Origin of the sequence: Micromonospora sp. MH99, assembly GCF_021442385.1 — a bacterium.
GTDB lineage: Bacteria > Actinomycetota > Actinomycetes > Mycobacteriales > Micromonosporaceae > Micromonospora.
On record NZ_MUZA01000011.1, the window covers coordinates 92,924 to 105,927 of the forward strand.

Below are 13,004 nucleotides of genomic sequence, written 5' to 3' on the forward strand. Positions count from 1 at the left end.
TGTCGGCTCAGATCGGTCGGCCGTCGTGCCCGCACTTGATGACCGGCCGGATGCAGTCCTGGACCCGGCGGGCCATCTCCGCTGTGGGCCAGGCGTTGAAGAAGTCGCCGTGCATGGTGTAGCCGGGCCCGGAGGCGAGCCGGAAGTGCGACGGGTCGCCGTTGACCGGGTACCGCAGCACCTGCCGCAACTTCGGCACGTGCACCGGGTGGGTGCTCGGGCAGGCCTGGTTCACCGGGTACGCCAGGTGGCTCTTGTGGTCCGGCGAGTCCAGGTCCCGACCGTTCCAGCACTGCGGGAAGTCCAGGTACGACTCCAGCATCGTGCCGGCGGGGCAGGTGACGAAGTCCTTCGACGGGGGCACCTGCCCGGCGTGCAGGCAGGACCAGCGGGCGATGCTGTCGTTCGGCCCGGTGGCCTTCGCATTGCCGGCGACGAGTCGCAGGCCCTGCGGGATCGGTTGGGTGTTGGCGACGACGTCGGCGCGGACACCTTCCCCGAGGTAGTAGAAGGTGGCGATGGCCGGTTCCACCGCGACGTTGTCGCGGTAGAGGGTCGGCACCCAGTACGACGAGACGTCCACCGCCGGGTTGCAGGTGCTGGTGGATTTCACCAGGTCGGGGAGCGTGGTGTTGCCGTTCGTTACCGTGCTGCCGAAGAAGCTGTGCATGTGTGAGGCCCCGGGCAGCCCGGGAAAGACGATCGGATCGTCGGGCAGCCGGTGGCTGTACGTGCAGTCGGCAGGGAATTCGGCGACCCGGATGACGTTGGCGACCGGGGCGGCGTCGGCCCGGTCGGTGGTGGAGACCAGGTACGTGCCGAGGAGCGTCAGCAGGGCGCCGATCGCCGTGGCGAGGCGTAGCCGGCGGGGGACGTGGGAGAGGGGTGCGGCCCTGTCCATCTCGTGACTCCTGTCGGGGACGGGTCAGGGACAGCTCCGACGCCGCCGCCGAAAGACGTCGGAGGGTGTCCCCGGCCAGACGGGTTGGTGGCCCGTGAACCGGTGCGAGAGAGCGCTCTCACCGCTTCAGCCTGTGCCCGATGTCGAAACTTGTCAATACGTCCCGCACTTGGTGGGAAGCCGGGCCGGCCTCCCGTCACGAGAGGCCGGCCCGCACCGTGCTCGCCCACCCCGGCACGGTGAGCGAGAAGGCCGTCGATCGGTCAGGAGTGTCAGCCCTCGCGGCCGGGGAGCATGGCCAGGGCCTTCGAGCGCTGCGCGACGAGGTCGCCGTAGGTGCCGTCGCGCTCGGCCCAACGGTGCATCAGGACGCCCTTGACCAGGACCTCGTGCGGGGTGGGGTTCGCGGAGAGCAGGTGCATGACCTCGGTGGCGAAGTCGTCGAGCGGCAGCGCGTGCGGGTTTACCTTCTCCTGGCCCGCGGTGGCGACGGCCGGGGGGACGAGCTCGACGACGCCGACACCGGTGCCGTCGAGCTGCGCGCGCAGCGCCTCGGAGTAGGCGTGCACCGCGGCCTTGGAGGCGGCGTAGCTGGGCATGGGCGGGAACGGCAGGAAGGCGATGCCGGAGGTGACGGTGATGAAGGTGCCGGCACCCCGACGGACCAGGTGCGGGGTGAAGGCGTCGATGACCCGGATGGTGCCGACCAGGTTGGTGTCGATCGTCGCCTGCGCCACCCCGAAGTGCGCGGGGTCGCGCAGGTCCTCCAGGAGCATGACACCCGACATCGTCACCACCGTGTCCAGCTCGGGGTAACGGGCGAGCACGGCGTCCCGGGCAGAGGCGACAGAGGCGCCGTCCGTGACGTCGATGCTGAACGTGCCGAAACCCTCCCCGGCGAGCTCCGACAGCGCTTCGGGGCTGCGGCCGCCGACGGCCACGGTGCTGCCCGCGGCGGCGAACCGCCGGGCCAGCTCCCGCCCGATACCCGAGGTTCCGCCGACGATGAGAACGGTGCGGTTGGAGAGATCCACGAGATCTTCCCTTCGATGCAGACGGCGCCGACGCGTTTTACTCGCGGCGAAAACAGTGATGCTCGCTGTCCTTGAACAGGGCAACCGCAAGTCTTGACGCAATTCGTTGGAGGTGGCAGGCCCCCGTTTTCCCAGGTCCTACCAGGGCCCCTCTGCGCCACTCGCGCCGCATTACGGTGTCACCATGGGGGATGGGGAATCGGACGACGGCCACCGGCTCGGCAACTACCTTCGTGCCCGGCGCGAGCTGGTCTCACCGGCTCAGGTAGGACTTCCGACCGGCGGCCGGCGCCGGGTGCCGGGCCTCCGACGTGAGGAGGTCGCCCTGCTCGCCGGAATCAGCCCCGACTACTACCTGCGCCTGGAACGGGGCCGCGACAAGAACCCCTCACCGCAGGTCCTCGAATCACTCGCGCGCGTCCTGCAGCTCGACGACATCGAGCGGGCGTATCTGCTCGACCTCGCGGCAGCGCGCCCCAGGGCACCGCGCCGAAAGCGGTCCGAGCACGTACCGGCGCGGGTGTACGAGCTGCTCGCCCACCTTCAGATCCCCGCGTTCGTCGAAGGACGCGCGTTCGATGTGCTGGCCTCCAACCCCATGGCGCTGGCGCTCTCCCCGCGCCTGCGGCCCGGCCAGAACCGGCTCCGTTCGCTCCTTCTGGACCCCGAGGAACAAGCCTTCCACCAGGACTGGACGAAGGCCACCGCCGACTTCATCGCCACCCTTCGCACCACCATCGGCGACGACATCGACAACCCCCGGTTCGTCGAGCTGGTCGGCGAACTCGCACTGTCCAGCCAGCGGTTCCGTACCCTGTGGGCCCGGCACGACGTCCGCAGTCTCGACGGAGGTACGACAACCGTCCACCACCCCGTCGTCGGCGACCTACGCCTGCACCGGGACAAACTCCCCATCGGTGACGTCATCCTCGTCGTCTACTACCCCGACAAGGACAGCGACAGCGACGAGAAACTGCGGCTCCTTGCCGCCCTCGCGCACACCGGGAGCACAGCAGATCAGACACCGGCGGGGCGGCCCGACGCGTCGTCGGACCGCCCCACCCGTTCTTAGAGCTGATCAGAAACCGAGTACGCCCCGCCCGCCGACGACGGGCAGCCGCACCTCGCTGTCGTTCGGAGCGACCCGCAGCTCGGTGCCACCCAACGGCAGCAGCGTGTACTCCTGGTCGCTGGAGAAGACGACCACGCCGATCCGGTGCCCCGCCGGGAAGATGTAGTCCTTCGGCTCCATCGTCCACCGGTAGTCGTACAGCTTGCCCTGCTTGACCGGCTCGGTGCGCGCGGCGCTCTTGCGGTTCTGCGGGTCCATCCAACCCCGGGTCACCACTGTCGGCGCGGCGCTCGACCCGGCCGGGCCGTAGTCCACCAGGTACGCGGTGAGGTTCGCGTCGGGCTTGTTGTCGATGGCCATCCGCAGCCGCATCTCCGGTCGGCCCGAGATGCGCACGCTCTGGGTCAGCTCGGGGGAGCGGTACGCGAGCCGGTTGGGGCTGGCCGTGTCCGGATCGGCCACCAGGGTGTCCGGGTGGATGGTCCGGCCCTCGTCGACGAAGCTCTGCTCGATCTTGGCCTTCGGCGGCTTGCCAGTGGTCAGAGCGCCCGGCGCGGTGGCGTCGGTCGCCGCGAACCGCAACCCGACCGCACGCGCGGCGGGGTCGGGCCAGTTGGCGTACGTGGTGTAGGCCCGGTCCTCGCGCTGGAGCACCGCGGTCGGCTCGTCCATGATGCCGTTGCGCACGTTCCACAGCCAGAAGTCGAACCAGCGGTTCTCGGTCTGCTTGTAGGTCCAGGTGTGGCCGTCCGGCAGGGTCACCGAGGCGTTGCTGCCCGGACCGCCGTGCCCACCCTGGTGCAGCCAGATCTTGCGCGGCACGTCGCGCTTCGCGAGCTCGTCCCACCAGCCGGCGAAGTGCTCGGTCTTGACGTTCCAGTCGTTGAGGCCGTGCACGACGAAGACGCTGGCCTTGACGTCGCGCGCGTCCAGGTAGTCGCGGTCCTTCCAGAACGTCGAGTAGTCACCGGTGACCCGGTCCTGCTCCTTCGTGATCGTCGCGAGTTCGTCGGCGCACTGCCCCTCGGCGCGCGCCTGCCCGGCCGTGTACTGGGCCAGGATGTCCAGGTCCTCGCCCTGGAACGTCCCGGGCGCGACCACCAGGCCGTTGGCCCGGTAGTAGTCGTACCAGCTGCTGATCGCGGAGACCGGCACGATCGTCTTGAGGCCCTTGACCCCGGTGGTGGCCACCTGGTTGGGCAGCGTCCCGTTGTAGGAGACGCCGGTCATGCCGACCGCGCCGGTGGTCCAGCCGGCGGTGACCGGGGCGCCGTTCACGTCGTACGCCGTGGCCCGCCCGTTGAGCCAGTCGATGACCGCCTTGGTGCCGAGCGTCTCGGCCTGGTCGCCACTGGTCGGGCAGCCGTCCGAGTCGCCGGTGCCGACACTCTGGCCGAGCACCACCGCGTACCCGCGGGGCACGTAGTAGTCGTCCAGTGAGCCGGGCAGGTTGGCCTTCGCCTCGGCCCGCTGGATGCCCATGTCGAGCGCCCGCCGCCCGGAGCGGTCGGTCTGGCCGTTCTGCGGCAGGTCGTCGACCAGCACGCTCGGGTACGGCACGTCACCCCAGGTGCCCTTGCGGTACGGGCTGTGCTCGAAGATGACCGGCACCTTGAAGCCCTGGGTGGCGGTCTCCCGGGGCCGGGAGATGTCGATCGCCACCCGGTCGGGACGGCCGTCGTGGTCGGTGTCCACCGGGGTCTGGACGTACACCCGCTCCTCGATGGCGTCCGCGAGCGAGAACACCGGCTGGGTCATGCCGTCGGCCACCACGATGCCGGTGGGCGCCGAGGGCGCGGGCGGCGCGGCCGTCGCGGTGGGGGCTGCGCTCAGCACCAGGGCGCCGGACACGCCGACGCTGAGAAGTGCGAGATGGCGGGGTCGACGCATGCGCGTCTCCCTTCGGTCGGGCTGGCTGCCGGGTCTCGGCACGGACCAATCGCGAAGATCCATTCGTCGCCATGCTAGGTGCGGGTGGGCGTCGCGTCGATCCCCTCGGGTGGTCACCGCCGGCCGTTTTCCGGGCCGGGGAGGCGGCCGCAATCGAACCGACATCGAACCGGGCACGGTGCCGACACACGGCGGAAACCCTTGCCCGGTGGGAAGAAAAAGTGCTCGTCGCAGGCTGCCGAAGATCGCGTACCGAGACATATGATCTTGCAAAAGTCGCCCAAGAGGCGCATTTGTCCACATGAGACAGGGAGCGAAATGCTCAGAAGAACACGCTGGCTGCTGGCCGTCGCCGTCACGGCCACGGCGCTGACCGCCGTGCCCGGCGGCACCGCCACAGCCGGTCCCGGCGCAGGAGTCCTGCCGGGCACACCCGGCGCCTCCGCCGACTTGAAGACCCACACCGTCACCCTGCTCACCGGGGACGTGGTGACCGTCCGAAGCACCGGCTCGGGATGCCCGCAGGCCACGGTACGGCCCGTCGACGCGAACACCGTGCTCCGCCAGACCTGCGGCCCGGACGGCCACCTGCACGTCCTGCCCGCCCGCGTCGAGTCCCAGATCGGCTCGACCCTGGACCCCGACCTCTTCGACGTCACCGCGCTGATCGCCGACGGGTACGACGACGAGAGCACCTCCACGCTGCCCGTCATCGTGCAGCCCGCCACCGCCTCGGCGCGGGTGGCCGCGCTCGGCGACGTGCGCTCCCTGCCCAGCATCGGCGCGGTGGCCGGCCACGTACCCAAGAAGAGCCCGGCCTCCGCGAAGCTCGCGACCGACTCGCTGCTCGCCGGCGCGAAGAAGGTCTGGCTCGACCGCAAGGTCCGCGCCACCGTGCTGACCGGCGGCGCGAAGCCCGCCGGTCTGGACCGCAACCTCGACCAGATCGACGCGCCGCAGGCGTGGAAGGCCGGCTACACCGGCAAGGGCGTGCGGGTCGCGGTCCTCGACACCGGCGCCGACTTCACCCACCCCGACCTCGCCGGCCGGGTCGTCGAACGGGCCGACTTCACCGCCGAGGGCGGTGACGCCGTCGACCACAACGGCCACGGTACGCACGTCGCGTCGACAATCGCCGGCACCGGCGCGGCCGCCCACGGTCAGCGTCGCGGTGTGGCGCCGGACGCCGGGCTGGTGATCGGCAAGGTCCTCGACGACCACGGCTCCGGCGCCGACTCCGGCATCATCGCCGCCATGGAGTGGGCCTCCACCCGGGCCGACGTCATCAACATGAGCCTCGGCGGCAGCGAGGCGGACGACGGCAGCGACCCGCTCTCGCTGGCCGTGGACCGGCTCAGCACGTCCACCGGCGTCCTCTTCGTCATCGCGGCGGGCAACAGCGGCGCGCAGATCTCCTCGCCCGGGTCCGCCACCAGCGCGCTCACCGTCGGCGCCGTCGACCGCGACGACAAGCTCGCCGACTTCTCCAGCCGCGGACCGCTGGTGAACAGCCACGCGGCCAAGCCGGAGCTGGTCGCGCCCGGCGTCGACATCGTCGCCGCCCGAGCCGCCGGCACCAACCTCCAGGACCCGATCGACAGGTACTACGAGGGCCTCAGCGGCACCTCGATGGCCACGCCGCACGTCGCCGGTGCCGCCGCGCTGCTCGCCCAGCGTCACCCCGACTGGACCGGCGCGAAGCTCAAGGCGGCGCTCGTCGGTGCCGCCGACCCGCTCAGCGGCGTCGACGCGTACGCCGTGGGAGCCGGCCGGCTCAACGCGGCCCGGGCCCTCGGCGGCCCGACCAGCGACCAGCCGGTGGTCAACCTCGGCACCTTCGCGTACCCGCAGTCCGGCAGCAGCACCACGACGTTGAGCTGGACCGGCGGCGCCACCCCGGCCACGACGGTCCTCGACCTCGACGTGTCGGTCGTCAACCACGACGGCCAGCCGGTGCCGCGCGGCGCGGCGTCGCTGTCGACGAGTCGGGTGATGCCCAGGCACGGCGCGACGGCGGAAGCGACGCTGCGGATCAACCGCGCGGCGTTGGCCAGCCGGCCGGGCTTCTACCTGGCCACCGTCACCGCCCGCACCGGACGCACTGTCGTCGCGGTCACCCCGGTGAGTTTCTACGTCGAGCCTGCCAGCTACGACCTGACGATCAACACGAAGCCGCTGCCGGGTCTGCGGGACGGCGCGGAGACCTGGATCAACCTCATGGTCGCCAACCTCACCGACCCCCAGATCTACTACGGCGGCGGGTCCGGCACTCCCGGGGAGACCTTCACCCTGCGGGTTCCGGCCGGCCGGTACTCGGTGCTCGGTGCCTCCGTCGCCTACTACGTCGACAGTGACGTGCTGGAGACGACCCTCACCGCCGACGCCGACCTGGACGTACGGACCGCCCGCACCGTCACCCTCGACCCGGCGAAGGCCAAACCGGTGACGGCCACCGTCGACGGGGTTCCCACCACGCCCACCCGGGTCGACTTCACGAATTTCCAGACCGCGGCGAACGGCCTGTCCTGGTGGCACCAGATCAGCGGCTTCGGCAAGCTGACGACGGTCCGCAGCACCGCGCTGCCGCAGCCCTCGATCGGGTCGCGGCGGACCTGGGCGGCAGTCAACCTGGACTCGCCCGCCGGCGCGGCCGAGCCGTACCGCTACAACCTCGTGCACGAGTACGCGGGCGGCGTGCCGGCCGACCCGGCGTACCGGGTGACCAGGGCGGAGCAGGCCAGGCTGGCCCGCATCGACGAGCGGTTCCACCAGACCGACTCACCGGAGATGTTCACCCAGCTGGTGCGACTCGGGTCCACGGTCGACGGTGTACCGGTGACCCAGACCTACGAGGGGCCGCTGCCGCCGACGCGCACCGACTACCTGTCACCCGAGATCGTCTGGGCCGACGAGGGTGTCTACGGCGGGTTGGCGGCCCAGGAGGCGCCCCGCAGCTACCAGCCGGGCAGTCGACAGAGCAAGGTCTGGGCGCGGCAGCCGCTGCACTCCGACTGGTACGACGACCCGGCGGGCGCCGACTCCAGCTGCGCCACCGCACCGGCCCGGACGCGGGGCAACCTGCACCTCGACCTCGTGTCGTTGACCGACCAGCACCAGCGGGCCGACTGCCTGCGGGGCGAGGCGATCGGTGTGAAGCGCACGCTGTCGCTGTACCGCGACGGCAAGCTGGTCGAGCAGCGGCAGGGCCCGTTCGGCGACTTCACGGTGCCGCAGGCGATGGCCGACTACCGGGTGACTCTCGACGTCGACACGAGCCTCATCCTGCCGATCTCGACCAGGGCCACCACCTCGTGGACGTTCCGGTCCGCCGGGCCGGACGGGACTCAGAGCGTGCCGCTGCCGCTGCTCGCTGTCGACTACGCCCTACCCATGGACCACGACAACCACCCGGTCGGCGGAACTGCCGAGCTGACCGTCCGCCAGGCGCACGGCGTGCGGGCGCAGAAGGTCACGTCGATGCAGGTCTGGACGTCGACCGACGACGGCGCCACCTGGAAGACCGCCCGGGTCACCGGCAGCGGCGACACCTACCGCGTCGACCTGCCGAAGGTCGCCTCCGGGCAGGCCGTCTCGCTGCGGGTCAAGGCCGCCGCCAACGGCGGTAGTGGCATCGACCAGACCATCATCCGGGCGTACCACGCCGGCTGACGGTCACCGCGCGGGTGCGGTCCGGCTCCGGCCGGGCCGCGCCCGCGCTCGTCACTGGCCCTCCCAGACCGCCTTCGCGCCCGAGTCGCCGGTACGGACCACGTAGTACACGGCGATGCCGGCGGCCACCACCGACAGCACCTGCAACACCAGCGTCAGCGCCCGACCGCCGCGCGCGACCTGCGCGCCGCGCGGCGCGACGAACCAGACCAGCGCCAGTGCCACGACCCCCAGCCCGATCGCGGCGTAGAGGGTGAGGTCGCCGAAATCCTGGTGCGCCTCCAACTTCGGCACGAACTCGGGCGTGACGCGGTTGGCGGAGCGCATACGCGCGAAGAACGCGTCGCCGGTGAGCTTCGCCAGCAGGGCGGCGACCGGTGCGCCCACGGCGAGCAGGCCCAGCACCCAGCGCGTGTGCGGCCGGATCGGCGCGACCAGCGCGTACGCGACTGTCAGGAGGGCCAGCAGCGGCACGAACACGACAGCGGCGTGCAGCACGAGAGGGTGAGCGGGGATGCCCAGGAACTCTTCGAACATTCGGCGACTCCTCCGGCCATGGCGGATCTCGATGATCCAGGCTTGGAGGCTATCGGTACCGACTGGGCGTGCCCAGAGCCGACGATCAGCTGCGCGAGCGGGGCAGACAGTCCTTCTTGTACTTCAGGCCCGAGCCGCACCAGCACGGGTCGTTGCGCTCCGGTGGCCAGGGCACCCGCGAGCTGGGTCGCGCCGACACCTCGGCCGCGTAACCGGCGCGGATCGCCGCGTCGGTCGCGTCGCCGTCGCGTCGACCGGCGAACGCGTGCAGGCCCGCCACCGTCGCCCTGAACACGCCCAGCCCGGTCCGGCCGGCAGCCGTCAGCCGTACCAGCTCCTTCTCCAGCCGGGCCCGGTGCGCGTCCCAGTCCGGCCCGTACACGTCGGTCAGCTCGGGGTGCGCGGCGAGCAGACTGTCGAACTCCTCCCGGGGCCAGAGGAGCAGATCGGTATCACCGCCCTGACGCTCCGCCGCGCGGCGGACGAGCTGGTTCTCCAGGCGGTCGGCCAGATCGTCCTGCCGGTCGTGCGTCAGGTTGAGGTTCCGGCGTACCCGGTGGCGCTGTTGCAGCAGGGAAAAGAGCACACCCGGCGCGTCCGGCGGACCGACCTCCGGGTCGGCCGTCACTCCGGTCCGCTCACCCAGCAGACTGTCGACCGCCTCGCTCAGCCATGTCTCGGCGATCGCCGAACGGCCGGCCGCGTCCAGCGCCGCACTCACGTAGGCGGGCGCGTCGGGCTGCGTGAGCAGCAGCGGCCGCAGCGCCGTCAGCTCCGCCATCGCCTCGTCGTCGCGGTCGCCGGCCTGGAACATCACCCGGGCCCGCAGCGCGCGGACAACTCCGGCCCGGGGATCGTCGGCGGACGGGTACGCCGCCAGCGCCTCGTCCGCGTACCGCATCGCGGCATCGGGCCGGGCCCGGATCTGGGCGATCTCGGCGGCCAGGGTCAGCGCGTCCCCGGCGTCGTCCGGATCCTGGAGCCGGCCCTGCCGGGCCGCCTCGGCCACGTCGGCGGCGACACCGAGCGGGTCGGCCGTCCCGAGCACCGAACGGCGGAGTTCGGCGAGGTCAGCCTTGGTGAGTACGTCTCTCGTCGGCACGACCTCACGGTACGTCGGCGTGCTTCCGCCCGGCCGAATTATGGCCATCTGCCGTCAACCAGACCTCGATAGCGTCCGGTCGCCAGTTTCTCGACCAGATCGCACAAAGGCGGAGTTATGGGCACGGTGGATCGCCGTACGTTCCTCAAGGCAATGGGTGTTCCCGCGATCGGTGCGGCGCTCCCGCTGGACCTCAGCAAGGCGCTCGCCATCCCGGCGAACAACCGGACCGGCTCGATCAACGACGTCGAGCACGTGATCATCCTGATGCAGGAGAACCGGTCCTTCGACCACTACTTCGGCACCATGCGCGGCGTACGCGGCTTCGGCGACCCGCATCCGGCGACACTGCCGTCCGGCAAGGACGTGTGGCACCAGCCCAACGGCGTCGACGAGCTGCTGCCCTTCCGCCCCGAGGTGAAGGACCTCGGCCAGACCTTCCTGCCGGACCCGCCGCACGGCTGGAACGACGGGCACGCCGCCTGGAACGACGGTCGGTTCGACGGGTGGGTGCCCAACAAGGGCGTCACGGCGATGACGTACCACACCCGCCAGGACCTGCCCTACCACTACGCGCTCGCCGACGCCTTCACCGTCTGCGACAGCTACCACTGCTCCCTGATCGGCCCGACCGACCCGAACCGCTACCACATGTGGAGCGGCTGGGTCGGCAACGACGGCAAGGGCGGCGGTCCGGTCATCACCAACGCGGAGGCCGGCTACGACTGGTCGACGTACCCGGAGCGGCTGGAGCGCAACGGCATCTCCTGGAAGATCTACCAGGACGTCGGCACCGGCCTCAACGCCGCCGGCTCCTGGGGTTGGACGAACGACCCGTACATCGGCAACTACGGCGACAACTCGCTGCTCTACTTCCACCAGTACCAGAACGCGCAGCCCGGAACGCCGCTGGCCGACAGGGCCAAGACCGGCACCGAGATCCGCACCCAGGGCCGCGACCCGGAGGCGCTGCTCGCCGACTTCCGGGCCGACGTGGAGGCGGGACGCCTGCCGCAGGTCTCCTGGATCACCGCGCCCGAGGCGTACACCGAGCACCCGAACTGGGAGCCGGCGTACGGCTCCTGGTACATCTCGCAGGTCATCGACATCCTCGCCGCGAACCCCGAGGTGTGGAGCAAGATGGCGCTCTTCATCACGTACGACGAGGAGGGTGGCTTCTTCGACCACGTGGTGCCGCCGACGCCGCCGCAGACGCGTGAGCACGGGCAGTCGACAGTGCCCACCACCAACGAGATCTTCCCCGGCGACGCCGACCACCCGGCCGGCCCGTACGGCCTGGGCATCCGCGTCCCGATGATCATCGTGTCGCCGTGGACCCGCGGTGGCTACGTCAACTCCCAGGTCTTCGACCACACCTCGCTGATCAAGTTCCTGGAGACGCGGTTCGGGCACGGCCGGGCCGACCTGGTCGAGAAGAACATCACCCCGTGGCGGCGGGCCGTCGTCGGTGACCTGACCACGGCCTTCGACTTCCGGCACCCGAACCGGTCGCGCGAGGTGAAGCTGCCGGAGACCGACGACTTCAAGCCCGACGACCTGGTCCGGCACCCCGACGAGGTGCCGGTGCCCCCGGCGAAGGGGCGGCTGCCGAAGCAGGAGCGCGGCGTACGCCCGGCGCGGCCGATCCCGTACACCCTGCACGCCGATGGCCAGGTCACCGACGGCGCGTTCCGGATCGACTTCCGCAACACCGGCGGCGCTGGCGCGGTCTTCCAGGTCCGCCAGGCGGGCAGCACGGCGGCCCCGCGCAGCTACACCGTCGAGCCGGGCAAGCGCCTCACGGACACCTGGGCGATCGAGTCCTCCTACGACCTGTCGGTGCACGGGCCGAACGGCTTCTACCGCCGGTTCACTGGCGGCCGGTCACAGCTCGACGTCACCGCCGCGTACGACGAGCACGACCACAAGATCGTCCTCACGCTGGGCAACCGGGGCGCGAAGCGGGTCGAGGTGACCGTCCGGGACGGCTACCACTCCCGTCCGGTGACGCTGGCGCTGCGGCCCGGCCAGGCGGAGCGGGCGACGTGGGAGCTCACCCGCACCCACGGCTGGTACGACCTGGCGCTCACCGTGGCGGGTGACGCCGGCTTCGAGCGCCGGTACGCCGGTCACGTGGAGAACGGCAAGGACAGCATCAGCGACCCGGCCCTCGGCGGGCTCGTCTGACCGACGCCGCGGCACCCGGGTCGCTACCGGCCCGGGTGGCGCGGCGTTTCAGTCGTCGTCGCCGTGCCCGGCGGAGGCAGCCGGGGTGTTGCCCCACACGGCCTTGGCCCCGGAGTCACCCACCCGGTAGACCTGCACCAGGTTCGCGACCGCCACGACCACGGCCAGCACCGCGACCACCACCGCGAGAGCCCTCGGCGTCCGGCGGGAGTCGCCCGGCCGGGTGTCCCGGCGGTGCAGCCAAAAGAGCGCGACGGCGGTGACCAGCAGGGGAATGGCGAACCAGAGCAGCGTGTCACCGAGTTCGGCGTGCTCGCCCGGGTCGCCGACCCGGCGCTCCAGGCTCTCCCCGCTGGAGGTGGCGAGTGGGATCGCGGCCGTCGCCAGCGCGGTGATCAGAACGACGAGCCCACCGTAGCGGCCCCGCCAGGACGGCCGGACGGCCAGCGCGGCGACACCGAGCGCGGCCAGCGGCAGGAGGACCACCACCGCGTGCACGACGAGTGGGTGCAGCGGCAGTCCGTTGACGGTGTCGGGCACGGGGTCTCCTCGGCGCTCGGGATGTCACTGCCCGTCACCATATTGCCGATTTCTTGCGAAGTTCTTGCGGTG

General features: G+C 71.2%; 9 protein-coding genes. 3 read left to right on the forward strand and 6 right to left on the reverse strand.

Annotated features, from left to right (window positions below; translation table 11 throughout):
* Positions 1-7 precede the first annotated feature (7 nt).
* Positions 8-901 (reverse strand): DUF1996 domain-containing protein, encoded by an 894-nt coding sequence (locus tag B0E54_RS08770; RefSeq protein WP_234582777.1) that lies wholly within the window; start codon positions 899-901, stop codon positions 8-10.
* A 272-nt stretch (positions 902-1,173) separates the two neighbouring features.
* Positions 1,174-1,935 (reverse strand): SDR family oxidoreductase, encoded by a 762-nt coding sequence (locus B0E54_RS08775; protein WP_234582778.1) that lies wholly within the window; start codon positions 1,933-1,935, stop codon positions 1,174-1,176.
* Between the two features lie 184 nt (positions 1,936-2,119).
* Here B0E54_RS08775 and B0E54_RS08780 point away from each other — a divergent pair, with 184 nt between their 5' ends.
* Positions 2,120-3,007: a helix-turn-helix transcriptional regulator gene (locus B0E54_RS08780; RefSeq protein WP_234582779.1), complete on the forward strand. Its 888-nt coding sequence runs from the start codon at positions 2,120-2,122 to the stop codon at positions 3,005-3,007.
* A gap of 6 nt (positions 3,008-3,013) precedes the next feature.
* On the opposite strand, the gene B0E54_RS08785 is transcribed toward B0E54_RS08780, so the two are convergent.
* The gene (locus B0E54_RS08785; protein ID WP_234582780.1) at positions 3,014-4,897 is read right to left on the reverse strand and encodes a Xaa-Pro dipeptidyl-peptidase; all 1,884 of its coding nucleotides are present in this window, start codon (positions 4,895-4,897) and stop codon (positions 3,014-3,016) included.
* Between the two features lie 318 nt (positions 4,898-5,215).
* Between B0E54_RS08785 and B0E54_RS08790 the strand changes: the two genes are divergently transcribed.
* Positions 5,216-8,566, forward strand: coding sequence for a S8 family peptidase (locus tag B0E54_RS08790; protein WP_234582781.1), 3,351 nt, complete (start codon positions 5,216-5,218; stop codon positions 8,564-8,566).
* A 51-nt stretch (positions 8,567-8,617) separates the two neighbouring features.
* Here the strand turns inward: B0E54_RS08790 and B0E54_RS08795 are convergent, their stop codons facing one another.
* Both B0E54_RS08795 and B0E54_RS08800 read right to left on the reverse strand, forming a co-directional pair.
* Positions 8,618-9,103 (reverse strand): DUF2231 domain-containing protein, encoded by a 486-nt coding sequence (locus tag B0E54_RS08795; protein WP_234582782.1) that lies wholly within the window; start codon positions 9,101-9,103, stop codon positions 8,618-8,620.
* An 85-nt stretch (positions 9,104-9,188) separates the two neighbouring features.
* Complete coding sequence (locus B0E54_RS08800; RefSeq protein ID WP_234582783.1) at positions 9,189-10,205, reverse strand: SEC-C metal-binding domain-containing protein; 1,017 nt, start codon at positions 10,203-10,205, stop codon at positions 9,189-9,191.
* Positions 10,206-10,322: 117 nt separating this feature from the next.
* Here B0E54_RS08800 and B0E54_RS08805 point away from each other — a divergent pair, with 117 nt between their 5' ends.
* On the forward strand, positions 10,323-12,392 hold the full coding sequence (locus tag B0E54_RS08805; protein ID WP_234582784.1) for a phosphocholine-specific phospholipase C: 2,070 nt from the start codon (positions 10,323-10,325) through the stop codon (positions 12,390-12,392).
* A gap of 48 nt (positions 12,393-12,440) precedes the next feature.
* On the opposite strand, the gene B0E54_RS08810 is transcribed toward B0E54_RS08805, so the two are convergent.
* Positions 12,441-12,932, reverse strand: coding sequence for a DUF2231 domain-containing protein (locus B0E54_RS08810; protein ID WP_234582785.1), 492 nt, complete (start codon positions 12,930-12,932; stop codon positions 12,441-12,443).
* Between the last annotated feature and the right edge of the window lie 72 nt (positions 12,933-13,004).

Excerpts from the sequence above, each read along its gene's own strand:
- B0E54_RS08790 (WP_234582781.1), top strand. The coding sequence starts at position 5,216 with ATGCTCAGAAGAACACGCTGGCTGCTGGCCGTCGCCGTCACGGCCACG.
- B0E54_RS08795 (WP_234582782.1), bottom strand. The coding sequence starts at position 9,103 with ATGTTCGAAGAGTTCCTGGGCATCCCCGCTCACCCTCTCGTGCTGCAC.
- B0E54_RS08770 (WP_234582777.1), bottom strand. The coding sequence starts at position 901 with ATGGACAGGGCCGCACCCCTCTCCCACGTCCCCCGCCGGCTACGCCTC.
- B0E54_RS08785 (WP_234582780.1), bottom strand. The coding sequence starts at position 4,897 with ATGCGTCGACCCCGCCATCTCGCACTTCTCAGCGTCGGCGTGTCCGGC.
- B0E54_RS08780 (WP_234582779.1), top strand. The coding sequence starts at position 2,120 with ATGGGGGATGGGGAATCGGACGACGGCCACCGGCTCGGCAACTACCTT.
- B0E54_RS08805 (WP_234582784.1), top strand. The coding sequence starts at position 10,323 with ATGGGCACGGTGGATCGCCGTACGTTCCTCAAGGCAATGGGTGTTCCC.